This is a genomic window from Paracoccus sediminicola (genome assembly GCF_027912835.1).
Classification (GTDB): Bacteria; Pseudomonadota; Alphaproteobacteria; order Rhodobacterales; family Rhodobacteraceae; genus Paracoccus; species Paracoccus sediminicola.
On sequence record NZ_CP115769.1, the window covers coordinates 124,819 to 146,119 of the forward strand.

The window sequence follows — 21,301 nt, forward strand, 5'->3', positions numbered from 1 at the left end:
TTTCAGGAGCAAGGCCGATACGGCGGCAGAAGTTTGGAAGTTGGGGCGCTGAAACCTCACGCCACAGCACCTCTGCACACTGATCGCGCAGTGCCTCCCAATCAACAGACCGTACCGTCATCCTGTTCTCACTCGCCCTCTAATCCCGCCTGCTGTCGACCAATGGGAAACATATCCTCGCCGTAATGGTGCAGCTTGACGTGATGGCTGCGGCATAGCCAACGCACGTTCAAGGGTTCGTCGTATCGGTCGTGGTGGGCATCGACCTTGGCTGCGCCGCAGACCTCGCAGCCCTGCTTTTCAAGGGCGCCGGACATAAGCGCCCGTTGAACGGCAAGGTGGGCCTGATACTTCGGCAGGTTCGTGCGGCGCCAGTTAGTCTGGCGGGTCTCGCTTTTCAGCGAGGGCGGACGTGGAGGCTTTGGATCATCTGACATCACGCCGCCGTCGGCGCCTGACGGCCTAAAGTGCGATACACGGTCGGCCGCGGAATCGAGAACACTTCTGCTAAATCACTGATGGAATACTCCCCGGTGTCATACATGCGCCGCAGCTGCTGCTGGCGCTCTGACAGCTTCGGCTTTTTACCGCGCAGCTTGCCCTTGGTTCGGGCCACAGCCATGCCCTCGCGCGTCCGCATTCGGATCAGGTCGGCCTGGAACTCGGCAAAGGTTGCCAGGATGTTGAAAAACAGCTTGCCCATCGGGACGGTCGGGTCATAGATGGCGCTGCAAAGCTGAAGCTTGATCCCGCGCGCGGCCAGCTTGTCGGCAATGTCGCGGGCGTCGGGAACGGAACGCGCCAGCCGGTCCAGCTTCGGCACCAAGCGTGTCACCTTCCCGCAAAGCTGCAAGCGCCTGATCCAGACCAGGGCGGGCGCGGTTCGTGCCGGTATAGCCGTGGTCGGTGTAGATGCGATCGGAGGCAACTCCGAAGCTGACAAGGATGCCCTTCTGCGCAGCAAGGTCTTGTTTGTCGGTGGAACAGCGGGCGTAGCCGATCAAAATCTGTGTCATGTCCTGATCTGTAACAGTAGCCGCCCCCTCATTGCAAAAATTATCGGACCATTCATCTGAGATTTTGGCCTGCCAGCATTTGCTGGCCTTCAACTGGCCGGTTCAGGGGCAAGCTGGCCGTCCCTTCAACGATCCCCTTACGGACAGGTTGGAGAAACAGAATGGGTGAAGCGATGCGTCGGTTCGCCGCTCTGCAGTCTCATCTGGAAGAGGGAGTTTCTCTGGTCGCTGCCACCCGCGCGGCCGATTTGCCGATCCCGACGGCGCAACGCTGGCTGTCGCGCTACAGGCTGGAAGGTCTAGACGGGCTAAAATGTTGATTTACAAATAAAAGTGTGGCGAACATGCGAATCCCGCGATCCGCGCCAAGGCGCGTGCGCTGAAGTGGTCCCAGGAATCTGGACAGTCGGCTAAGGTGTATCCCAAACCTTTGAAGGGATACGAGAATGGCGAAGCGCCGGAACTTTACAGACCAGTTTAAAGCCAAGGTGGCGTTGGAAGCGCTGCGTGGGGACAAGACCGTGCAGGAGATCGCGGCGAAGCATCAGCTGCCCCCTAACCAGGTCAGCACGTGGAAGCGGCAGGCCATCGAGGGCATGGCGGACGTATTCTCGGGCGGCAAGCAAAGCGGCCCGACCGAAGCCGAAGTCAAGGAGCTTCACGCCAAGATCGGGAGGCTGGCGGTGGAGAACGATTTTTTGTCGGAAGGGCTCAAGAGGTGAGCCCGGCAAAGAAACGGTCGATGGTCCAGCGCGACCATCCCGAACTGAGCATCAGCCGGCAATGCAAGCTGGTGAACCTGAGCCGGTCGGCGTTCTACTACACGCCGGTCGGTGTTGATGCCGAGACGCTGGCGATGATGAAAGAGATTGACCGCGTGTTCACGAAGTATCCGTTCTTCGGGTCACGCCAGATCGCGGCCTATCTGCGCCGGGGAAGGCACCGTCGTGGGCCGCCATCGCGTGCGCCGACTGATGGCGAAGATGGGGCTGGAGGCAATCTACAAGCGCCCCAGAACCAGCCAGCGGCATCCGCAGCACCCGGTTTATCCGTATCTGCTGAGGAAAATGCAGATCGACCGACCCAACCAGGTCTGGTGTGCGGATATCACCTTCGTGCCGGTCAAGAACGGCTTCCTGTATCTGCTTGCCATCATGGATTGGGCCACGCGCAAGGTGCTCAGCTGGCGGCTGTCGAACACGATGCATGCCGACTTCTGTGTCGAGGCTCTGAACGAGGCCATCGCGAAACACGGCCCACCGGAGATCATGAATACAGATCAAGGGTCGCAGTTCACGGGATCAGCCTGGATCGCGACGTTGACCGAGGCAGGCGTGCGCATCTCGATGGATGGGCGCGGCCGTTACCTCGACAACATCTTCATCGAGCGCCTCTGGCGAAGCCTGAAACAAGAGGCCATCTACCTTGAGGAAATCACCGACGGCTTCCAGGCGCGGCGCGTCGTTAAGGACTGGATGGCCTTCTACAACACCAAGCGGCCCCATTCCGGGCTTGATCGGCGGACGCCAGACGACGCATATTGGACCGGCTTGGAAGAGCAAAAAGCAGCATGAAACCTAAACCCGATACACCTTAGAAACGCTGCAAACCTGTCCGAAATGATAGGACCACTTCACGCTGGTGTCGCTGGCCTATGGCGCAACGCTTATGCGCAAATCAGGCAGGGACAAGGCAGAAGCCGGTACGGTGCTGAAGACCGGCGAAGCCCTGCTCGACTGATTTTTCCGCCCGTTCGGAACCAGAGCAATATCGACACGGTTCTATATTTGGAACGATCATTCCGATACTGCGACACCGACGCCCCGTGCGGTGTGGATGTCGGAATCACGTATCGAAACCGAACGGAGAAATTCGACATGGTCGACATCAAAGACGCAAAAATTGCAATTCTGTCCACCAATGGGTTCGAGCAGTCAGAACTGTTCGAACCGAAACGGCAGCTGGAAGAGGCGGGCGCGACGATCACCGTAATTTCCCCCGAAAGCGGCTCCATCAGGGGATGGGACGAAGACGACTGGGGCGAAAGCATCGACGTCGATCTTGCCCTCGATGATGCGCGGGTTGAGGATTTCGACGCGCTTGTGCTGCCCGGCGGACAGATTAACCCCGACATCCTGCGCACCAATGAGAAGGCCGTTGGCTTCGTGCGCGACTTTTTCAACAGCGGTAAGACGCTGGCCGCGATTTGCCATGCGCCTTGGCTGCTGGTCGAGGCGGGTGTGATCGAGGGTCGCAATGTAACCTCCTACGCGTCGATCCAGACCGATGTGAAAAACGCCGGCGGCATCTGGGAAGACAGTGAGGTCGTCACCGATCAGGCGCTCATCACGTCGCGCAATCCCGGCGATCTCGATGCCTTTTGCGCCAAGATCATCGAGGAAGTGAAAGAGGGCCGCCACGAGCGCAGTTCCGCCTGATATCCGGCATTACAGTCCGTTCGCACGACCACGGGCGTACTACCGCGGTTTTCCATGGTGAGATGACCTAACTAACGCCTGAGCGACCCTGCAGGCCGGAAAATGTCCGATGTCGCACGTCACCGTAGCAGACGGAACGGAGCTGCGCATTCACGTCGAAGGCGGCGGCACGGACGGTGTGGTGATGCAGGGTCGGCCACTCGGACATGAAATGTAGAAACAGCAGACAACCGCGCCGACTGAGGCGCGGTTTTCGCGTGATCGCCCCGTGTCGCCGGGGCTTCGGTCATTCCGAACATGCGGGCGGGTGCTATGGCCATGACAACATGCCAGAAAATCTTGTGGCAGCGATGACGGGAACAGACGCGACGGATGCGGCGCTGGTCATGCGACAGAAATGGCTGCGCGAAAGGCTGCCCAGATAGTTGGCAATGAACTGAAACTTCACGGCTTTTGAGCCGCGAAGAACTGAGCCGCCTTTTTTAGCACCTCCCTCTCCTCGCGCAGTATACGGTTTTCTTTCCGAAGCCGTTCATTCTCGCGGAGAAGATCGCCGTCAGGTTCTGGCGTCTTCGCCTCATCGGAAATCGCCCGGATCCACTTGCCGAGCATCGAAAGCCCAACCCCTAGATCAGACGCAACCTGACGCCGTGTCAGGCCGCTGATGAGTGCAATGCGAACCGCATCCCGTTTGAATTCCGCGCTGTGTGTCGCTGCCATATCCTGTCTCCTTTGGTGAGAGCATCGCTCTCAGAAGACCGGAACAGAACCGATGCACGTCCAGTCAGGTTGCCGAACTCCAGGTCCGCATCGCCCTCCTGAACGGCTACACCGCGCTCGGCACACCCGTCACGGAAGCCGCGGGATAAGTCCGTCCGGGGAAAGGGGAGCCTTGGCCATCAGCCGAATTGTGCAACATGTATAACCGCCCCTTGCGCAAGAGGTAATTTCGGAGCTGCTGCTGGCGCGTCACCGGGTGCTGACATGTATCCGGCCTCTGTTGCGGCCTTGGTCATGCCGCGGGCCCGTATGGTGTTCGCAGGTCGGGTCCAGATCAAAGCCGCGTGCTCGAAGGCACTCTGTTGCACACTGGTTCTCCCGATCCCGTCTCACGACTATTGCGCCAAACTGCTCTCAGCCCTCCTGCGCTCCGACGTCCTCGCGACCGCTGGTGTGCTTATGCCACTGCGGCCGGAGACTGGTAGACGCCGCCGCGGGCCATCAAGGCCCAGACGATGCGTGCCATCTTGTTCGCAAGCGCCACCCGCACCAGCATCGGTGGCTTACGTGTCAGCAGATTACCCAGCCATGTGCCGGGTTGTGCCGCACGATGGGTGTGACGTTTGATGATGACGCTGTTGGCGCCGATGATCAGCAGGCGGCGAAGGGACCGCTCGCCCATCTTCGTTGTGGCTCCGAGCCGCTGCTTGCCACCGGTCGAATGCTGCCGGGGCGTGAGCCCGAGCCATGCCGCAAAGTCTCGAGCCTTACGGAAAGTCTCGGGCGGCGGCGCAAGCGTCGCTATGGCCGTCGCGATCAGCGGGCCGATGCCGGGCACCGTCATCAGTCGCCGCGCCACGTCGTTCTCCTTGGCGCGACGAGCGATCTCGGCATCAAGCTTGCTGATCTCTTCCTCCAACTGCGCCAGCGCCGAGACCAGAACCTTCAAAACAGGGATGGCATCGGCCGGTAGAGTGCATTCCGGATCTTCGACGAGAGCAATCAGCTTCGATGCATTCGCGGCCCCCTGTGGCACGATCTCCCCGAACTCGGCCAGATGACCGCGCAGCGCATTTATTGCCTGTGTCCTCTGCCGGATCAGAAGCTCACGCACGCGGAACACCATGGCCGCGCCCTGGATCTCTTCGCTCTTCACCGGAACAAAGCGCATCGTCGGCCGCAATGCCGCCTCGCAAATCGCTTCGGCATCGGCCGCATCATTCTTCTGCCGCTTCACGAAAGGCTTGACGTAGGCGGGTGGGACCAGCCGAACGTCATGGCCCAGCTTGGCAATCTCACGACCCCAAAAATGAGCGCCGCCGCAGGCTTCCATCGCCACAACGCAGGCCGGGACCTGTCCAAAAAACTCCAGCACCTGATCCCGTCTCAGCTTCTTGCGCAGAACTGCTCGCCCCGAGACGTCAGCACCATGCGCCTGAAACACATTCTTCGCCAGATCGAGCCCGACCGTGATAATCTCCGACATGACCGCTCCCATTTGTGGATCGTTGAAGACCCACCTTGGCACATCAGATGCCGTCGGGGGGCGGTCACATCATCAGAGCCGTAAGCGGCGCCTGTGCCCCACCTTCCTTGTTTTCACACGGTCTGAGATTTCGCGCCTGACGGAGATTGTGCGGGAGTTTCGCGATGGCGACTACGGTGGAGTTTCTCAGGGACTATGGGGTAGACATCCGAGCGAACGGGCAGCGGCGCTGGCCGGATGAGATCAAGGCGCGGATCGTGGCCGAGAGCTTGAAGCCGGGGGCGACGGTTAACGCGGTCGCGGCGCGATATGGGCTTCGGGCGAACCATCTGTCGGAATGGCGCGGTCGGGCGCGGGATGGCCGCTTGGTTTTGCCTGCAGACGAGGATGACGGCCTTTGTTTTGCGCCGATCGTGCTGCCTGACCCGGGCCTTTCCCCCCTGTTCCGGTTCTTTCAGGTCCGTCGGGCAAGTCCGAAGCGCCAGATACTGGAGCCATCGAGATTGCTGTAGGCGAGATGATCATCCGGCTGGATAGCGCCACGCCTGCCGCAAGCATTGCCGAGATCATGCTGGCGATCGGATTGCGGTCATGATGTTTCCCTCCAATCGTGTGCGGGTTCTGGTCTCGACACAGTCCGTCGACTTCAGGAAGGGCCATGATGGTTTGGCGGCACTGGTGTCATCGGTGCTGCGCAAGGATCCGTTTACCGGCACGGTCTTTGTGTTCCGCTCGCGCCGGGCGGACAGGTTGAAGCTCTTGTATTGGGACGGCACGGGTCTGGTGATGGCCTATAAGCGGCTGGAGGATGCGAGTTTTACCTGGCCCGCCATCAAGGACGGGATGATGGCGCTGAACCATGCCCAGTTCGAGGCGCTGTTTTCCGGTCTGGACTGGCGCCGCGTCAAAGCGCTGGAAACCCGTCCACCGGCTGCGGCAGAGTGAATCAGCCGCTTGGTTTTGCGTGTTTTTGCCAAGCGTTTCTGATAGTTCTCGAGCATGCAGACCGCAGCAATCCTTGATCTTTCCGCCATCCCGTCCGCGCAACGCGCGGCGGTGCAAGCGCTGTTGGAAGAGGTCGCGGCGCTCAAGGATATCACCCGGCGGCAAGAGCATCTGATCGCCGAATTGAACCAGGCCTTGCATGGCAAGCGGTCGGAAAAGCTGTCCGAGGACGAGCGGCAGCTCGCGTTCGAGGATCTGTCCATCGCGCTGGCCGAGGTTGAGGCGGAAAAGGAAATCCGTGCCCCCAAAGCAGGGGGCGGGACGACCAAGTCCGCGCCCAAGCGCACCATTGGCAATCTGCCTGCCGCCCTTCCGCGCATTGAAGAGGTAATCGAGCCTGACAGCCTGATCTGCCCCTGCGGCTGCGGTGTCATGCATCGGATCGGTGAAGACCGCAGTGAGCGGCTGGACATCGTGCCGGCCCAGTTGCGCGTCATCGTCACCGTGCGCCCGAAATATGCCTGTCGGACCTGCACCGACGGCGTGACGCAGGCCCCGGCACCCTCACATCTGATCGCGGGCGGGCTGCCAACCGAAGGTGCCATCGCTCATGTCCTGACCAGCAAATATGCCGATCACCTGCCACTGTATCGCCAGAGCCAGATCCTGGCGCGGGCGGGGCTTGATCTGCACCGTGCCGTGCTGGCCGATTGGGTCGGCAAGGCTGCATTCCATCTGAAGCCCGTCGTCGACCGGTTGGCCGAGAATCTGAAGCGATCCGGCAAGCTGTTCATGGATGAAACCACCGCCCCGGTGCTGGATCCGGGGCGCGGAGCAACAAAAACCGGATATCTCTGGGCACTCGCCCGAGATAACCGATCCTGGGGCGGCGAGGACCCGCCCGGCGTGGTCTACTTCTACGCCCCCGGCCGCGCGGGCGAATGTGCTGAAACCTTCCTGACCGGCTTCGACGGCATTCTGCAGGTCGACGGCTATACCGGCTACAATCGACTGACCAAACCCTCGCGCAAGGGCGGCGCGCCCATTCGCGTGGCGCATTGCTGGGCGCATGCGCGCCGCAAACTGAAGGAGGTCTTCGACCGCGACGGATCAGCGATCGCCGCCGAAGGCCTGCGCCGCATTGCCGAATTCTATACCGTCGAGGCCGATATCCGCGGCGTCTCCTCCGGCCAGCGCCTCTCAGCCCGCCAAGCCCGCACCGCGCCGCTGGTGGCCACCTTCGGCGACTGGCTGCAGGCCCAGCGCCGCAAGTCCTCCGCCAAATCCCGCTTGGGCAAAAAACTGGCCTATATCCATAACCACTGGGACGGGCTGCAAACCTTCCTGACCGATGGCCGTGTCGAGATCGACTCCAACAGGGTCGAGAACCTGATCCGTCCCATTGCCCTCAATCGCAAGAATGCCCTCTTCGCCGGCCACGACGAAGGCGGCATCGCCTGAGGCCGCATTGCCTCGCTGATCGAGACCTGCAAGATCAATCGCATCGAGCCCTTCGCTTATCTCAAGGCAACCCTGACAGCCATCGCCAACGGCCACCCGCAAAGCCGCATCGACGACCTGCTGCCATGGAACTTCAAACCGTCAAGCTAAGCCGACCGTGATGTCCTGCGAACGCTTAAACAGAGCCTAAGGAACCCCATAATGGTCGGAGGTTTCAGGCGAGAAGCGCGCAGCGCGCCCTCTCCTGAAGCCTTGCCAGGCGGCGAACCGGGTCGGTGAATTTCCAAGGGCGGCGCAGCCGGGACCGGAGCCACGCGCGGCAGCACGGAACCAAACCGTCAGCGCACGCCAAAGGGCGGGGGCTGCGCATGGCCAGAGGCCCATGCTGAGGCGCCGGTGGCAATACTCAGCAAAAAGCGCGTCATCAATCACGCTGAGATGACGAAGCCGGACGGCGCATATTATACCGGAGGGCGTGCGGGAGGTTTCTCTTTGTCTCGGGACTCGCCGAGATTGTTCCAGCGACCAGAGAAAAGGCTGGAGACCACCAATCCATTCATGCCTTGGAAAATTTCGAGTCTTGTCTTTATTGTGCAAATGGTAGGATAGAAGGTGTAGTCGGAGTTGTGACCTATCTGACCGATGGGTCTCAGCGCAGCGCGCTCAACGCGCTGTTCGACGACGATTATCCGAAAAATCCACCGCCCCGATTGACGCCAATCGTGGTTCTGCCCATGGGTGTGCTTCTGTCGATTGTGGCGAAAGCGATCTACCGTGGCGTAGCGCCTTCGCAGGACGGTAACCATCCGACTCAGTTCTTTTTTTCCACGAGTTTCGACAGCTTTCCCCGGAGTTTGCCCTGGGCACGGGCGATGGCCATACATTAGCGGGTGCGGATGAGGTCAGTCTCGAACTCGCCGAAGGTGGCAGGAATGTTGAAGAACATCTTTCCCATCGGGATGGTGCCGTCTTTATCAACAAGCCGTTCGGCGCAGAGGTTGTGATCGCGCATTTGAAGAAGACCCTTCCCGAGCCGCACCAACCGGACAAGCTGCTCCATGGTTAGCTGCGTTTGACGCGCCCGTCAGCGGATATGCTTGACGAATACGGGTTGTGGACCACTTAAGATGAGCGTCGGCATCAGGGTCAGACGGGCTATCCGGTCGCCTGAGAGAACGCCGCCTCGACCCGCTCTGCGACCCGTCGCAGTGGATGTCGTAGCAGGCGCGATGGCACGGTCAGGGTGCCGCCCGGCCCGTATCCCCACTCAGCCATCGCCTGCAACTGCGACGGGTTGGGGTCCACGGGATAGGCGTAGTCGCGATTGCCGTCGCGGATATCGTAATCAACGCTGCGGTCCTCGACATCCAGAAACGCCGCGAGCGCAGAGAGATGGGCTTGCGGGGCGCGGACGAGATCCTCGTAGCGCAGCACCATCACCGCATGAAGACGGTCCAGATCCTTGCGCAACTGCCGGTGCGCCGCGATCCAGTGATCGATCAGAACCGCCTGCGGCGCATCCACCCATTTCGACACCGCCGCCGCCACAGCCTGGGGATGGCGGATCACCACGACGAACTGGCTCAGCGGGAAAAGCTGTTGGTAGAGCCGCATCCGGGTCAGGTTGACCGGCGATTTCTCGACCCGCCAGCGGCCCTTGCCGAACCAGGGGGCCCAGTCGGCCTCGATCCGCTGGCGGGTCTCCAGCCGGTCCCAGCGGCAGCCCTCAGCCAGATGCTGTCGGGGATCGGTCGCGAAATGCATCGGGCGACCGTGCAGCGCGGTGTGGGGGATCGCGCCCTGCAGATAGACGCCTTCGTTCTCGGGCACCGGGGCATCACTGATGGCCGCCACATCGTGCAGGCCCGCGATCATACGCGCCGTCAGCGACGTGCCGGAACGGTGAAGACCGCCAACGAAAACATAGCGTTGGATTGCAGTGTCGGATGCGTTCACGGCGGTGTTAGCTTTTATCAAGTAGGGCGGCGGGGAACTGCGATGCGGCATGGGCGCGTTATCACGAAAATGGAAGACATTTCCCACACGCTCTTTAAACCGATTGGAAAAGTCCATGCGTATCATGCATGTCGCATTGGGTGGCTGCCTGAAGGCGCCGCCTGTCCGCTATGGCGTGACCGAGGATACGGGCGGCCATATCGCCTATGTTCTGGGCGCGGCGCTGGCTCAGGCGGCGCGCGAGGATGTCGATCAGGTCGATATCGTAACGCGGGCCTTTTCCGGTCACGGGCTGGACCCGATCCACGCCCGGACTGCCGAAATTGTGGCCCCGCGCTGCGTCATCCGCCGCCTGAGGACAGCCAATCTGGCCTATCTGTCGAAAGAGGCGCTGGAGGCCGAGATACCCGCCCTGAACGACGCCTTTCTGGACCTCTTGGCGGGAAGTGACACCCTTCCGGATGTGATCCACGCGCATTTCTCGGACGCGGCCGAACTCGCCGCCGCTGCGCGGGCCCGATTCGGGATTCCTTGGGTTTTCTCCAGTCATTCTCTGGCCTTGGACAAGGCCCCGGACCCGCAAAGCGCGGCCTTGCAGCGGCGTATCGCGCGGGAGGAAAGGGCGATCCAAAATGCCACGGCCATCGTCGCCTCATCACGGGACGAGGCCGAGCGTCAGATCCCCGCCCATGATCCGACCGCCGAGGGCCGGACCCATCGCATCGGTCCGGGCGTCCTTGCGGTGCGCACCGACGACCTGCGCCCGGCGCGGCGACTGATCGCTCCCTTTCTGCGCTATCCCGAAAAGCCCATCCTGCTGGCTATCGCTCGCCCGATCCGCAAGAAGAACCTTCCGGCACTGGTGCGGGCCTATGCAAACGACCCCGATCTGCAGCACCGCGCAAATCTGGTGATCGTGGCCGGGTTGCGAGACGGTCTGCGCCCTGACGAGACCGAGACAGCACAGACAGTGGCCGAGCTGTTCGATCTGGTCGACCGCTTCGATCTGTGGGGTCGTGTCGCGCTGCCGCGTCACCACGATCAGGCCGATATCGCCTCGCTCTATGCACTGGCGGCAAGGGGTGGGGTCTTCGTCAACCCGGCGCTGCACGAGCCCTTCGGGCTGACCGTGATCGAGGCGGCGCAGGCCGGGGTTCCGGTGGTGGCGACGCAGAACGGGGGCCCGGGCGATATCGTCGATCGTCTGGGCTATGGCGCGCTGGTCGATCCGCGCGATACGCACGCCATCGCCGATGCGATCCGCAGCATTCTGGACGACTCGCAGCGCGATTCCCGTGTGGCCGAGGCTACCGAACGGGCAGGGCGTCTCTATAGTTGGGCGCGGTGGGCCGATGGCGTCGCTGCCGTCTATGCCGATCTGCGCCGTGACCGCCCGCAACCGTCGCGCTCCCACACGATCCTTGCCAGCGATATCGACGGCACCCTGACCGGCTGCGCGCGCGGTGCGCAGCGTTTCGCGGAATGGAGCGCCAGCCGCGATCCGCATATCCTGTTCGCCGTCGCCACCGGACGGTCCGTCACCGAGGCGCGGCAAGTTCTTGCGGCGTGGAACCTGCCTGCGCCCGATTTGTTCATCGCCTCGGTCGGAAGCGAGATCTGGCGGTGGGGCGAGCACGGCCAGCTGCAGCCCTGCAAGGCCTATGCCGATTTCATCTCGGACGGATGGAACCGCTCGGCGATCCTGCGGACGCTTGACCGTCTGGCATTGACCGCACAGCCGCGTCACGATCAGCGCCCGTGGAAGCTCAGCTATTTCGGCACGGCCAGTGACCGCCACCGCATCCGCGAGGCCTTGGCCGAGGCGGCGCTGCCCGCGCAGGTGATCCTGTCGCATGACCGGCTGATCGACATTCTGCCGGCGCGGGCGGGCAAGGCTGCGGCGATCCGGTTCGAGGCGCGCAGGCTGGGGCTGGATCACAATCACTGTGTCGTAGCGGGCGACAGCGGCAACGATCTGGACATGCTGACGGCCTTCCGTCGCGCGATCGTCCCTGCGAATGCGCTGCCCGAGGTCGCGCCCGCGCGGCTGGCCTATCGCAGCGCGCAGGATCATGCCTTGGGCGTTCTGGACGGGATGCAACGCTTCGGCCTGACCCGCCACCATCCCATCGCGGCGGAATAGGATGGTGAGCCCGCGCCCCATCGGATATTTCGTTCACCATCAGGGACGGGGCCATGCGGAACGCTGCGCGGCCATCGTCAATGCTCTGCCGCAGGACCGGCCCGTCACCATCTTCTGCGCCCGCGACGACATCTTCCCGCCCCTCGGACCGGGGGTCGAGATCGTCATCATCCCGTCGTTGTTCGAACCGCCCGCGGGACCGCTGCCCCGGACCGACTGGATCGCCACGCCAGACACGATGCATTGCGCGCCGGTCGGCTGGCCCACGATCCGTCAGGCGATGGCAACCATGACGCGCTGGTTTCACGAGGCCGATCCCGCGCTGATGATCAGCGATGTCAGCGCCGAGGTTGCGCAACTGGCGCGGCTGTGCTCGGTGCCGCATGTGAAGATCCTGCAACATGGCGACCGCAGCGATCCCGGCCATATGGCCGCCTACCGCGGTGCCGCCGGTCTGCTGGCGCCGTTCCATGCCGATCTGGACAACCCGGACCGCCCCGACTGGATGCGCGCGCTGACCTTTCACGCGCCGGGCATCGGGGTGAATGCGGCGCTCCCCGCCCGCGATGCCGCACGCCGCGCGCTTGGTATCGGGCCGGGTCGCAAGCTGGCCGTGGTGGTGTCGGGCGGGGGCGGCGATGGCTGGGCCGATGCCGCCTTTGGCGTCGCTGCCCGCGCCTTCCCGGATATGGACTGGATCGTTATCGGCAAGATCCAGCGCGACTGGCACGCCACGCTGCCCGCCAATCTGCATCTGGCGGGTTGGGTCGACAACGCGGCCGAGCATATCGCCGCCGCCGATCTGATCGTCTCTTCCGCAGGCAACACCACCTGCCATCAGGTGCTGGCCGCCGCGCGCCCTTGGATCGTCGTGCCCGAGTGGCGCTATTTCGACGAACAGCAGGACAAGGCGCGGGCGATTGGCCGTTCTGGGGCGGCGCTGCATCTGCCCTATCTGCCTGCCTCGGCCCATGCCTGGCAGGCCGCGCTGGCCGAGGCCGAACGAACGCACGACGCCGCCATCCAGCGGCGATTGGCAGGAGAGGACGCCGCGCCAGCGACCGCCCGGTGGCTGACGCGCCTGTGCGACCGCATCTGGGGCCAGACCCCATCGACCGACAGCAGGAAAGGAACATCTAATGTCCACGATCTCGGCCCTGACCATTGCCGCAGGGCGCGCCGACCATCTGGCGAACGTCATTCGCGGGTTTCAGGCGCAAGCGACGCCGCCGGATGAACTGATCGTGGCGGTGATGCAGGCCGAGCCCTACGAGCACCTGCCCGAAACCGACTTCCCGCTGCGCCAGATCCCGATCGATGCCACAGATGGCGCGCTGCCGCTTTCGGCGGCTCGCAATGCGGCGGCACGGGCGGCCTTGGGCGATGTGCTGGTCTCCGTGGATGTCGATTGCATCCCCGCGCCCCGGTTGATCGCGGATTACGCCGCCGCCGCGCAATCGGGGCGGGGCCTGCTGATGGGCGAGGTGCAGTATCTGCCCGACGGGGCCGAGGCGGCGGGGCTGGATTTCGCCCTTTTCGACAGGCTGGGCGTGCGGCATTCGGACCGGCAGGCCCCGCCCGAATCCGGGCTGCGCGAATGTCAGGATTACCGCTGCTTCTGGTCGCTGAACTTCGCCATCCATCGCGACGACTGGAACGCCTCGGGCGGGTTCGACGAGGGTTATCTGGGCTATGGCGGCGAGGATACGGATTTCGGTCGCACCCTTGCCGAACGCGGGATCGGTATCTGGTGGCTGAAGGGCGCGCGGGTCTATCACCAATATCACCCCCATTGCATGCCGCCGATCCACCAGATCCCCTCGGTGATCCGGAATGCGGAATATTTCGCCTCGAAATGGGGGCATCGCACGATGGAGCATTGGCTCTACGCCTTCCGCCTGATGGGCCTGATCGAGAACGGCCCGGACGGGCTGATCGTGTTGCGAGAGCCTGACGAACGCGATTTCGCGCTGTGCCGGCAGGAACCCCACATGCCCTATGCCAACACCCGTCGGGTGATCGACCGGCTGCAGGCGATCGCCCCTGCGCAGCGGTCGGGCGAGGCCCGTCGCCTGCAGGTCGAGGCGGCGCAGGCGGAATTTCTTGTCGCGAAGACGGTCTGATGCGGATCGCCGTCATCGCCCATATCCGCCACCCCATCGCGCCCCCGTTCATGGGCGGGATGGAGGCTCATGCCTGGCATCTGACGCGCGGGCTGATGGCGCGCGGACATGACGTGACGCTGTTCGCATCGGGTGACAGCGATCCGGGCTTGCCGGTCCATCCGATCATCGCGCGCCATTACGACGCGGATTACCCGTGGCACGATTGTCATGGCACGGATGCGCTGAATGCGGTCATCGACCGGGCCTTCGCGGGTTGTATCGAGGCCATCCGCGAGGGCGGGTTCGATCTGGTCCACAACAACAGCCTGCACCGCTATCCCCTGCGATATGCACAGGTGGCGCGGCAGGCCACGGTCACCTCGCTGCACGTTCCGCCCTTCGGCGCGCTGCAACGCGCGGTCCATGCCTCGGTCGCGCCGTGGAACCTGTTCACCGTCTGCTCATCCTCGCAGGCGGCGCTGTGGTGGCCCGAGGGCGCGCCGCCGCAGGCTGCGGTGGTCGGCAACGGCATCGACATGGCCGACTGGCCCTTTCGTGCAGAGGGCGATGGCAGCGCGGTCTGGGCCGGGCGGATCACACCCAACAAGGCCCCGCATCTGGCCGCCGAGGCGGCGCGCATCGCGGGCGTTCCGCTGACGCTGTTCGGGACCATCGAACATCGCGGTTATTTCGAAACCCGGCTGCGCCCGCTGCTGGGCGAGAGCATCCGCTATGGCGGTCATCTGTCGGGGCACGATCTGGCAGACAGGATCGGCGCGGCCTCGGCCATGCTGTTCACGCCGCAATGGCAGGAGCCTTTCGGGCTGGTGGCGATCGAGGCGATGTCCTGCGGCCTGCCGGTCGCCAGTACCCGTATCGGCGCGACCGAAGAGGTGATCGGCGATTGCGGCGCATTCGCCGCCCCCGAGGATGCCAAGGGGCTGGCACGGGCGCTGCTGACTGCAATGGCGATCTCGCGCCACCGCCCGCATAACCGCGTCCGCCGCCTGTTCAGCCGGGACAGAATGCTGGATGGTTACGAGAGCCTCTATACCCGCGCGACCCTGGCCCGCAAAAGCCCCGCCCCCGACATTACCTTCGAGCCGGTCGAATTGCCGCCCGCCGTGTCCGCCATGGTCACGATCTGACCCCGCCGCGATCGCGGGCGAGGCCCGAGGGTTCGGGTTACTCCGCCCCCCAGATCGCAGGTAGGTCACGCGGCAGCGTCCGATCTCGAGCTGACGCAGCCAGACGAACCGCGTGACCGAGCCGCCCGCATCTTCGGCCAGAAGTCCATCGAGCCACCTTCGCATGTCATCGTCCAGCCGACCGACGATCCAGGCATCGACACGCCGTTCTGCCGCGACGAGCGCATTCGCGCAAAGGCGCTCTGCCAGAGCAGCCAAAAACTTCAGCCGCACACGGACGGGTTTTTCTCAGTTCGCAATTCCCAGACGTATCAGGAGCGCCTGTTTTCTGACCTTGGCGCACAGGGCGTCGCACTTCGGCCACGGCCAAGTATGACGTTACGTTACTATCATCGCTTTTGTTTCACACGATGGATTACCGAAGCCATATTCATGCTATTTTTAGGCGATTGTACATTTGACACACCCATTCCGCATGGGCCATCATCAACCTGTGTGACAAGCCGGATCAGTCGGACGATTTCTTGTCGTCCGGCTTCTGCTTCACGATCTGCTTGAGCCGTTCCTCAAATCGTTCATCGTCGTCGTCCGTCTCTAGCTGGCGGGCTGCTTCCTTGAACTTGTCGAGTTGGGCTTTGCCTTTTTCATCCATCTTTGATCGCCAATTTGTAATGGGAATGCGCATCTCGCGCTTTCCCACTTGAGATATAGTCGAGTATCCCGCGCTGTTCGAGGCCAGTGAGAACAGCGCGAGCGGTGTGCCATCTTGTTGTCGACAAAATTCGCAACGCTCCGCTTACATTTATCTTACCGTGCTCCATTAGGGTCAGGACTCATAGCCAGTAGATGACGGTTGCCGCGAGAGCGATGGCTGAGAGGAAGACTTTCGGGCATCGGTCGTAACGTGTTGCTACTCGCCGCCAATCCTTGAGCCTGCCGAACATGATTTCGATCCGGTTGCGTCGTTTTAGCGGCGCTTGTCGTATTTGACGGTCTTCTTCCGTTGCTTCCGACCATGGATGCAGGCGTGTATCCCTTTGTCTTTCAATGCTTCCCGGAACCAGTCGGCATCATATCCTCGGTCCCCAAGCAGCCAGTCGACATCTGGCAGGCTGCTCAGCAGTGCTCTTGCGCCGATGTAATCGCTGACCTGACCCGCCGTGACGAACAGGTTCAGGGGCCAGCCTTCGCTGTCGCAGATGGCGTGCAGCTTCGTATTCATGCCGCCCTTGGTGCGGCCGATCAGGCGTCCACGCCCCCCTTTTTCACGCCCATGCTGGTCGCTGTTCGGTGGGCCTTCAGGTAGGTGGCGTCGATCATCACAGTCTTCTTTTCGCCGTGCTCGGCGGCCAGACCGGCCATCATCCGGGCGAAGACACCCTTGTCACTCCACCGCTTCCAGCGGTTGTAAAGCGTCTTATGAGGGCCATAGGCAGCAGGGGCATCTCGCCACCGTAACCCGTTGCGGTTGATGAAGATAATCCCGCTCAACACACGCCGATCATCGACGCGGGGTTTGCCGTGGGACTTTGGAAAGAAGGGCTCAAGACGTGCCATCTGCGCGTCGCTCAACCAGAAAAGATCAGACATGTTCACCGCTCGTTTTTCGAGCCCTGAATCACGCCCCTAGACGGAAATCAATGGGTCCTGACCCTAGTGTGTTGCAGTCTGTGTGAAGCCGGTCACGCGGTCATCTCGCGGGCATAGTCGTCCCAGAGGCTGAACGCATCTGCCCTTGCATGACGATAGGAGTTGGCGGTGAGGCGATAGCGGCGGGGTTTGAAGATAGCGTTGATCTGGTCATGGGCGGCGGGAAACCTCTGCGCCTGTCGTTGAGATTTGAAGCGCCCCATTATCTTCTCGCGCTTTCGGGTTGGTCGGTGTGAGCCCTCGATGCGGTTGTTCAGGCCCTTGTGCGCCCGATGGTCGGCGCCGGGAGCCAGGTTCCGGAGCGGCGCAAAATAGCTGCGCAGCTTGTCGGTGATCACAACGCGAGGCCGCCCGAAACGCGCGATGAGCCTTGCCAGAAAGCGCTTTGCCGCCTTGGCATTCCTGCGGGTTTGCACGAGGATGTCGAGCGTGTCGCCATTGGCGTCAACCGCCCGCCAGAGCCAGTGCTTCCTGCCACGAATTGGAATGACGACCTCGTCCAGATGCCACTTGTCCGACGGCGCGGGCCTGTCACGCCGGATACAATTGGCGAAATGCGCGCCAAACCGGTTGACCCACAGCCGGACGGTTTTGCGGCTGACGATCACGCCGCGCTCTGCCAGAAGGTCCTCGACGTCGGCCGAGCTCAGAGCGAAGCGATGATAGGCCCAGACGGCATAAGCGATGATCTCGCGGGGAAAGCGGAAGCCCTTAAGGCGCGCCAGGGATGATGGCATTTTCATTCGAAATCCTGTAGCAGGGGCTTCACGACACAACAACTTGGCAATGCCGGTGCTGGGGCGAGACGACGGCCGGGCTTGTGGTCACAGCACCGCCGTCCACAGCCGGAACCGCGTTCCGCCCGTGATCTCGCGCACCAGCCCTAGTCCCTGCAAGCGCGCCAGCAGCCGCTCGGCGGTATCGCGGCTGATCGCCGCTTCGGCTTCCAGCGCAGCGGCGGAAACCACTGGATGCACCACCAGCGCATCGATCACCAATTCCGCATTGCTGCCCTTGATCCTCGCCGTCGTTCGCCTGGCCCGATCTGCCCAGTCCATCAGCTGCCGGATCACGCGGAACCCCGCCTCGCAGCCGGCCGCAATGGCCCCGCACCACGCCCTCAGAAATTCTTCCGCATCACCACCTATCGTCCAAACTCGCCGCCCGGCCTGTCCCATCGGCACCATCACCAGCGGCCCCGCGCTGTCCGCCATGGCCCGTGCCGCCCAGCACATCGCTTCCAGCTGGTGCCCGTCCGGCGACAGATCGATAAGCCGCCAGAGCCGGCATCCGAACGCTGCCCGGGTGATCGCATGGCACCCCTCCAGTGCGGCAAGTCCCGCCGCAAACCCCTCGGTCTCGGAGTCAAAATCGGCTCCGGTCGGGCGCAGCAGGTCGCTGTCGCCCCGCCCCTGCCCCCCCCGGTGCAGCCCGAGGAAATCCCGCAACGCCTCCAGACGCCCCCTGCCCTGCAACCGCCCGATGGCCCACCGGGCCAGAGCCAGCGCTTCCAGGTCGACCGAGGACGGCGCATCGGCCAGGTCGCGGATCAGCACGTCTTGCGGGATCGGCGTCCCCGCGGCCCAGAGCATGGACACGACCTCACTGAATGCCAGCCGGGCAATCAGACCGCGGCGCGTTTTTTCGTCCAGACTTGCCAGCAGCCCGTCCAACCGGCCGATGGCCTGCGCGGCCCGCGCCAGGTCCACGGCGCAAGCCGCCTCGGCCGCGCGCCAGGCAGTGGGATCGACCAAAGCGCGCCGATCCGCCCGCGGCAGGGGCGGATCGGCCGGATTTGCATCGTCCAATGGATCAAACCAGTAGTCGTCCAAATCGCTCATATCCGCATAATAGATGATAACTGCGGATCACTGAAGCATGTTTCTTTTTCCTTTATTACTGTCGATAAGATGCTATTATCGATAGTGTTGAAGAAGGACCGACATTCCGCTATCATGGGAGGGGAAACCGGTCAGGGAGAGCCTCAATGCGCCGCAGAATCGCCCAACTGGCGAACGAAGGGCGCGGCCTCGGGCACCGCCGCCGCGGCCCGGACAAAGCGGCGATCCGCGGTCACCACCGGCACCTTGTGCCGCATCGCCAGGGCGAGATAGCTGCAGTCATAGACCGGATGATCCAGGAGGAGCGACAGCTGCAGCGCCCGCTGTGCCAGGGAGGCATCCTCTGCTCCCTGGCGCAGCGGCGCCCGGGTGATCAGGTCGAGGGCATCGGCCGCCTCTTCCGGCAGCAGTCGCTGCCGCCGTACGGCCGACCACAGCGCATTCGCGACCTCGATGTAGATCAGAGCCGGGGCGTAAAGTGGCCGTCCGTCGAGCAGCGTGACGGCAGCTTCACTGCCCTCTTCCTGCAGGACCCATTTCAGCGCGGTGCTGGCATCGACCACACAGGGTCCGGAGCTTGGCCCGGCGACGGCGTCGCTCACGCGCGCGCGTCCCGTCCCGCGCGCACCAGCGCGGCGCTGTCGGTGCCGCGATCGAGGCGGGCCCGCAACCGGGCCGCCGCCGCTGCGAAGTCCTCGGACTGGCCGGGCGTGCCCAGCACCTCGCGCAAGAGCATCCGGTGTTCGGCCTCGACCGAGCGGCCATTGGCTGCCGCCCGCAGCCGCAGGGCCTGCGCCGTGGTCTCGTCGACATCCCGCACGATCAGCTGTGCCATGGCTCGTTCTCCATCAATCCATTATCAATGATAGCAACCTGATGTCACAACTTCAACCCCTGCCCCTCCCGTCGTCGCTCACGCCCGCCGACCAGGACGCGCTGACGGATCTCTTCCGCCGGGGCACGGCCGAGAACACGCTCCGCGCCTATGAACAGGATCTGGCCTATATCGGGGCCTGGAAGGCTGCTGCGTTCGGTGCCGCACTCGCCTGGCCCGAGGAAGAAGAGGTGGCGCTGCGCTTCATCCTCGATCATGCGCGGGATTTGCGCGACGCGACCGGGCCGGCCCGTGAGGCAGCCGAGGCCCTGGTGGCCGCGGGACTGAGGCGCGGATACGCCGCTCCTGCCCCGTCGACACTGGATCGCCGCATCGCAAGCTGGCGTGCCTTCCACCGGATGAAGAACCTTCGCTCTCCCTTTGACGCGCCGCTGATCAAGGAAGCCCGCATCAAGGCGCGGCGGGCCGTGGCCCGGCCGCGCCAGCGCAAATCCGAAAACCCGATCACTCGCGAGGTGCTGAGGGCGATGCTGGCGACCTGCCGCACCGGCGTGAGGCGCGACCTGCGAGATCACGCCGCCCTGGCGCTGGCCTGGGCCAGCGGCGGGCGCCGGCGCTCCGAGGTCACGGCGCTGAATCTCGACGATATCGACGCCCGGCCAATGGCGGAGCGCGGGCTGATCCGTATTCGCCTCTTGCACACCAAGACTACCACGCTCGATCAGGCTCCCTGGCTGCCGCTGAAAGGGTTTCCGGCACGCTCGGTGCTGGCCTGGATCGAGGCCGCCGGAATCATCGGTGGGCCGCTCTTCCGTCCGGTCAGCCAAGCCGACCGGGTGCTGAAACGTCGCCTGACGCCGGGCGGGTTCCGTGAGATCGTCGCCCATCGCCTAGAACTGGCCGGCTATCCACGGGACTTTGCCAGCCCGCACGGTTTGCGCGCGGGATTCCTGACGCAGGCGGCGCTGGATGGCGCGCCGCTCGCCGCCGCCATGCAGCTGTCGCTGCACCGCGATCCCGGCCAGGCACAGGCCTATTACGCCGATGTCGAAATCACCGATAACCCCGCCGCGAACCTGCTGGGGGACTAGAATTGCTTGGGTACGATGCTCATACGCGCCTGTGCGGTCGCCTTTCGGTCAAAGCTGAAGACCTCGCCAAAACCTGCCTCATGGCCCGCAAGCGCAATCATGTGATCCGAAAACCCCGCTCCGCCTTGCCGGTAGCGCTCGACCGCCCGTCCGACGCGCTCTGCCGCTTCGACGACGATCTCGCGCGCTGACAAAAGCCCGTCGACCTCACCCGCGATCTCGGATCGCGACAGCCCATAGGCGCGCTCGAGCACCCAGACCAGTTCCACCATCACCTCGCGGCACGGCATTGCCAAGCTGTTGTTTCGTGAAAGCCCTGCTACAGGATTTCGAATGAAAATGCCATCATCCTTGGGGTCCCAAAGACGCCGCTTGATCTGAAGAATTGGGCCCGACATCGTTCGGGCCCAGCACCCGCAAGTCGATCTTGAACGCGTTCAAGATTAGATCGTTTTGCACCTCACCG

24 protein-coding genes and 4 pseudogenes are annotated in these 21,301 nt (G+C 63.3%); 13 read left to right on the top strand and 15 right to left on the bottom strand.

Features of this window, described 5'->3' with window-relative positions; all coding sequences use genetic code 11:
* Window positions 1–128: 128 nt before the first annotated feature.
* Complete coding sequence (locus tag PAF18_RS16280) at window positions 129–437, bottom strand: hypothetical protein (RefSeq protein WP_090525115.1); 309 nt, start codon at window positions 435–437, stop codon at window positions 129–131.
* A pseudogene (locus PAF18_RS16285) lies at window positions 437–1,016 on the bottom strand (recombinase family protein). The gene PAF18_RS16280 and the pseudogene PAF18_RS16285 overlap by 1 nt, the downstream one beginning before the upstream one ends.
* Before the next feature lie 173 nt (window positions 1,017–1,189).
* On the opposite strand from PAF18_RS16285, the gene PAF18_RS17525 reads away from it, so the two are divergent.
* The 4 genes from PAF18_RS17525 to PAF18_RS16295 all read left to right on the top strand — a co-directional run bounded on the left by PAF18_RS17525 (window position 1,190) and on the right by PAF18_RS16295 (window position 3,454).
* Entirely contained in the window at window positions 1,190–1,336 is a 147-nt protein-coding gene (locus PAF18_RS17525; RefSeq protein ID WP_353620701.1) for a helix-turn-helix domain-containing protein, read from the top strand.
* A 126-nt stretch (window positions 1,337–1,462) separates the two neighbouring features.
* The gene (locus PAF18_RS17555; protein WP_434802269.1) at window positions 1,463–1,738 is read left to right on the top strand and encodes a transposase; all 276 of its coding nucleotides are present in this window, start codon (window positions 1,463–1,465) and stop codon (window positions 1,736–1,738) included.
* A gap of 147 nt (window positions 1,739–1,885) precedes the next feature.
* Complete coding sequence (locus PAF18_RS17560) at window positions 1,886–2,590, top strand: IS3 family transposase (RefSeq protein ID WP_434802270.1); 705 nt, start codon at window positions 1,886–1,888, stop codon at window positions 2,588–2,590.
* 303 nt (window positions 2,591–2,893) lie between these two features.
* Entirely contained in the window at window positions 2,894–3,454 is a 561-nt protein-coding gene (locus PAF18_RS16295; RefSeq protein ID WP_090525110.1) for a type 1 glutamine amidotransferase domain-containing protein, read from the top strand.
* 385 nt (window positions 3,455–3,839) lie between these two features.
* Here the strand turns inward: PAF18_RS16295 and PAF18_RS16300 are convergent.
* Together PAF18_RS16300 and PAF18_RS16305 are read right to left on the bottom strand one after the other, a co-directional pair.
* Window positions 3,840–4,174 (bottom strand): annotated as a pseudogene (locus PAF18_RS16300) (transposase); the annotation flags it as partial.
* A gap of 457 nt (window positions 4,175–4,631) precedes the next feature.
* Complete coding sequence (locus PAF18_RS16305) at window positions 4,632–5,660, bottom strand: IS110 family RNA-guided transposase (protein WP_090525767.1); 1,029 nt, start codon at window positions 5,658–5,660, stop codon at window positions 4,632–4,634.
* A 164-nt stretch (window positions 5,661–5,824) separates the two neighbouring features.
* Between PAF18_RS16305 and PAF18_RS16310 the strand changes: the two genes are divergently transcribed.
* From PAF18_RS16310 to PAF18_RS16325, 4 genes and pseudogenes are all read left to right on the top strand, one after another.
* Entirely contained in the window at window positions 5,825–6,172 is a 348-nt protein-coding gene (locus tag PAF18_RS16310; RefSeq protein WP_143025716.1) for a transposase, read from the top strand.
* Window positions 6,173–6,251: 79 nt separating this feature from the next.
* Complete coding sequence (gene tnpB, locus PAF18_RS16315) at window positions 6,252–6,605, top strand: IS66 family insertion sequence element accessory protein TnpB (protein WP_090525691.1); 354 nt, start codon at window positions 6,252–6,254, stop codon at window positions 6,603–6,605.
* Window positions 6,606–6,659: 54 nt separating this feature from the next.
* Window positions 6,660–8,216 (top strand): annotated as a pseudogene (gene tnpC, locus PAF18_RS16320) (IS66 family transposase).
* A 476-nt stretch (window positions 8,217–8,692) separates the two neighbouring features.
* Window positions 8,693–8,953: a hypothetical protein gene (locus PAF18_RS16325; protein ID WP_271118243.1), complete on the top strand. Its 261-nt coding sequence runs from the start codon at window positions 8,693–8,695 to the stop codon at window positions 8,951–8,953.
* Here the strand turns inward: PAF18_RS16325 and PAF18_RS16330 are convergent.
* Window positions 8,884–9,036: pseudogene (locus tag PAF18_RS16330) on the bottom strand (recombinase family protein); the annotation flags it as partial. The gene PAF18_RS16325 and the pseudogene PAF18_RS16330 overlap by 70 nt on opposite strands.
* 185 nt (window positions 9,037–9,221) lie before the next feature.
* Entirely contained in the window at window positions 9,222–10,022 is an 801-nt protein-coding gene (locus PAF18_RS16335; protein WP_245727389.1) for a sulfotransferase family protein, read from the bottom strand.
* A 115-nt stretch (window positions 10,023–10,137) separates the two neighbouring features.
* Here PAF18_RS16335 and PAF18_RS16340 point away from each other — a divergent pair, with 115 nt between their 5' ends.
* Genes PAF18_RS16340 through PAF18_RS16355 form a run of 4 tightly spaced genes read left to right on the top strand, consistent with a single transcriptional unit; the run spans window position 10,138 to window position 15,418 of the window.
* The gene (locus PAF18_RS16340) at window positions 10,138–12,165 is read left to right on the top strand and encodes an HAD-IIB family hydrolase (RefSeq protein ID WP_176805211.1); all 2,028 of its coding nucleotides are present in this window, start codon (window positions 10,138–10,140) and stop codon (window positions 12,163–12,165) included.
* A 1-nt stretch (window position 12,166) separates the two neighbouring features.
* Complete coding sequence (locus PAF18_RS16345; RefSeq protein WP_245727388.1) at window positions 12,167–13,402, top strand: glycosyltransferase; 1,236 nt, start codon at window positions 12,167–12,169, stop codon at window positions 13,400–13,402.
* Window positions 13,305–14,288, top strand: a complete 984-nt coding sequence (locus PAF18_RS16350; RefSeq protein ID WP_271118192.1) for a glycosyltransferase family 2 protein — start codon at window positions 13,305–13,307, stop codon at window positions 14,286–14,288. The genes PAF18_RS16345 and PAF18_RS16350 overlap by 98 nt, the downstream gene beginning before the upstream one ends.
* Entirely contained in the window at window positions 14,288–15,418 is a 1,131-nt protein-coding gene (locus tag PAF18_RS16355; RefSeq protein WP_271118193.1) for a glycosyltransferase, read from the top strand. The genes PAF18_RS16350 and PAF18_RS16355 overlap by 1 nt, the downstream gene beginning before the upstream one ends.
* A 508-nt stretch (window positions 15,419–15,926) precedes the next feature.
* Here the strand turns inward: PAF18_RS16355 and PAF18_RS16360 are convergent.
* The 8 genes from PAF18_RS16360 to PAF18_RS16385 all read right to left on the bottom strand — a co-directional run bounded on the left by PAF18_RS16360 (window position 15,927) and on the right by PAF18_RS16385 (window position 19,744).
* Window positions 15,927–16,070 carry a hypothetical protein gene (locus PAF18_RS16360; protein ID WP_271118194.1) on the bottom strand — a complete coding sequence of 48 codons (144 nt, stop codon included), beginning with the start codon at window positions 16,068–16,070 and terminating at the stop codon, window positions 15,927–15,929.
* 181 nt (window positions 16,071–16,251) lie between these two features.
* Entirely contained in the window at window positions 16,252–16,482 is a 231-nt protein-coding gene (locus PAF18_RS17565; RefSeq protein ID WP_434802275.1) for a transposase, read from the bottom strand.
* The gene (locus PAF18_RS17570; protein WP_434802271.1) at window positions 16,386–16,640 is read right to left on the bottom strand and encodes a transposase; all 255 of its coding nucleotides are present in this window, start codon (window positions 16,638–16,640) and stop codon (window positions 16,386–16,388) included. The genes PAF18_RS17565 and PAF18_RS17570 overlap by 97 nt, the downstream gene beginning before the upstream one ends.
* A 20-nt stretch (window positions 16,641–16,660) precedes the next feature.
* Window positions 16,661–17,008: an IS5 family transposase gene (locus PAF18_RS17575; RefSeq protein WP_434802272.1), complete on the bottom strand. Its 348-nt coding sequence runs from the start codon at window positions 17,006–17,008 to the stop codon at window positions 16,661–16,663.
* Window positions 17,009–17,100: 92 nt separating this feature from the next.
* Window positions 17,101–17,811: an IS6 family transposase gene (locus PAF18_RS16370; RefSeq protein WP_271118195.1), complete on the bottom strand. Its 711-nt coding sequence runs from the start codon at window positions 17,809–17,811 to the stop codon at window positions 17,101–17,103.
* 81 nt (window positions 17,812–17,892) lie between these two features.
* Window positions 17,893–18,909, bottom strand: a complete 1,017-nt coding sequence (locus PAF18_RS16375) for a DUF1403 family protein (protein WP_271118196.1) — start codon at window positions 18,907–18,909, stop codon at window positions 17,893–17,895.
* A 143-nt stretch (window positions 18,910–19,052) separates the two neighbouring features.
* A complete protein-coding gene (locus PAF18_RS16380; protein ID WP_090525735.1) occupies window positions 19,053–19,511 on the bottom strand; it encodes a type II toxin-antitoxin system VapC family toxin in 459 nt (152 codons plus the stop codon).
* Window positions 19,508–19,744, bottom strand: coding sequence for a FitA-like ribbon-helix-helix domain-containing protein (locus PAF18_RS16385; RefSeq protein WP_036743548.1), 237 nt, complete (start codon window positions 19,742–19,744; stop codon window positions 19,508–19,510). Before PAF18_RS16385 ends, PAF18_RS16380 begins: the two co-directional genes overlap by 4 nt.
* Before the next feature lie 41 nt (window positions 19,745–19,785).
* Here PAF18_RS16385 and PAF18_RS16390 point away from each other — a divergent pair, with 41 nt between their 5' ends.
* Complete coding sequence (locus PAF18_RS16390) at window positions 19,786–20,835, top strand: tyrosine-type recombinase/integrase (protein WP_090525736.1); 1,050 nt, start codon at window positions 19,786–19,788, stop codon at window positions 20,833–20,835.
* On the opposite strand, the gene PAF18_RS16395 is transcribed toward PAF18_RS16390, so the two are convergent.
* Entirely contained in the window at window positions 20,832–21,125 is a 294-nt protein-coding gene (locus tag PAF18_RS16395) for a type II toxin-antitoxin system VapC family toxin (RefSeq protein ID WP_090525737.1), read from the bottom strand. The two genes, PAF18_RS16390 and PAF18_RS16395, sit on opposite strands and share 4 nt — an antisense overlap.
* Between the last annotated feature and the right edge of the window lie 176 nt (window positions 21,126–21,301).

Coding starts and splice junctions, on each gene's coding strand:
- PAF18_RS17525 (WP_353620701.1), top strand. CDS start 1,190: ATGCGTCGGTTCGCCGCTCTGCAGTCTCATCTGGAAGAGGGAGTTTCT.
- PAF18_RS16295 (WP_090525110.1), top strand. CDS start 2,894: ATGGTCGACATCAAAGACGCAAAAATTGCAATTCTGTCCACCAATGGG.
- PAF18_RS16305 (WP_090525767.1), bottom strand. CDS start 5,660: ATGTCGGAGATTATCACGGTCGGGCTCGATCTGGCGAAGAATGTGTTT.
- PAF18_RS17575 (WP_434802272.1), bottom strand. CDS start 17,008: ATGTCTGATCTTTTCTGGTTGAGCGACGCGCAGATGGCACGTCTTGAG.
- PAF18_RS17570 (WP_434802271.1), bottom strand. CDS start 16,640: ATGAATACGAAGCTGCACGCCATCTGCGACAGCGAAGGCTGGCCCCTG.
- PAF18_RS16370 (WP_271118195.1), bottom strand. CDS start 17,811: ATGAAAATGCCATCATCCCTGGCGCGCCTTAAGGGCTTCCGCTTTCCC.
- PAF18_RS16360 (WP_271118194.1), bottom strand. CDS start 16,070: ATGGATGAAAAAGGCAAAGCCCAACTCGACAAGTTCAAGGAAGCAGCC.
- PAF18_RS16310 (WP_143025716.1), top strand. CDS start 5,825: ATGGCGACTACGGTGGAGTTTCTCAGGGACTATGGGGTAGACATCCGA.
- tnpB (WP_090525691.1), top strand. CDS start 6,252: ATGATGTTTCCCTCCAATCGTGTGCGGGTTCTGGTCTCGACACAGTCC.
- PAF18_RS16350 (WP_271118192.1), top strand. CDS start 13,305: ATGTCCACGATCTCGGCCCTGACCATTGCCGCAGGGCGCGCCGACCAT.
- PAF18_RS16355 (WP_271118193.1), top strand. CDS start 14,288: ATGCGGATCGCCGTCATCGCCCATATCCGCCACCCCATCGCGCCCCCG.
- PAF18_RS16345 (WP_245727388.1), top strand. CDS start 12,167: ATGGTGAGCCCGCGCCCCATCGGATATTTCGTTCACCATCAGGGACGG.
- PAF18_RS16385 (WP_036743548.1), bottom strand. CDS start 19,744: ATGGCACAGCTGATCGTGCGGGATGTCGACGAGACCACGGCGCAGGCC.
- PAF18_RS16390 (WP_090525736.1), top strand. CDS start 19,786: ATGTCACAACTTCAACCCCTGCCCCTCCCGTCGTCGCTCACGCCCGCC.
- PAF18_RS16395 (WP_090525737.1), bottom strand. CDS start 21,125: ATGCCGTGCCGCGAGGTGATGGTGGAACTGGTCTGGGTGCTCGAGCGC.
- PAF18_RS16340 (WP_176805211.1), top strand. CDS start 10,138: ATGCGTATCATGCATGTCGCATTGGGTGGCTGCCTGAAGGCGCCGCCT.
- PAF18_RS16280 (WP_090525115.1), bottom strand. CDS start 437: ATGTCAGATGATCCAAAGCCTCCACGTCCGCCCTCGCTGAAAAGCGAG.
- PAF18_RS17555 (WP_434802269.1), top strand. CDS start 1,463: ATGGCGAAGCGCCGGAACTTTACAGACCAGTTTAAAGCCAAGGTGGCG.
- PAF18_RS16375 (WP_271118196.1), bottom strand. CDS start 18,909: ATGAGCGATTTGGACGACTACTGGTTTGATCCATTGGACGATGCAAAT.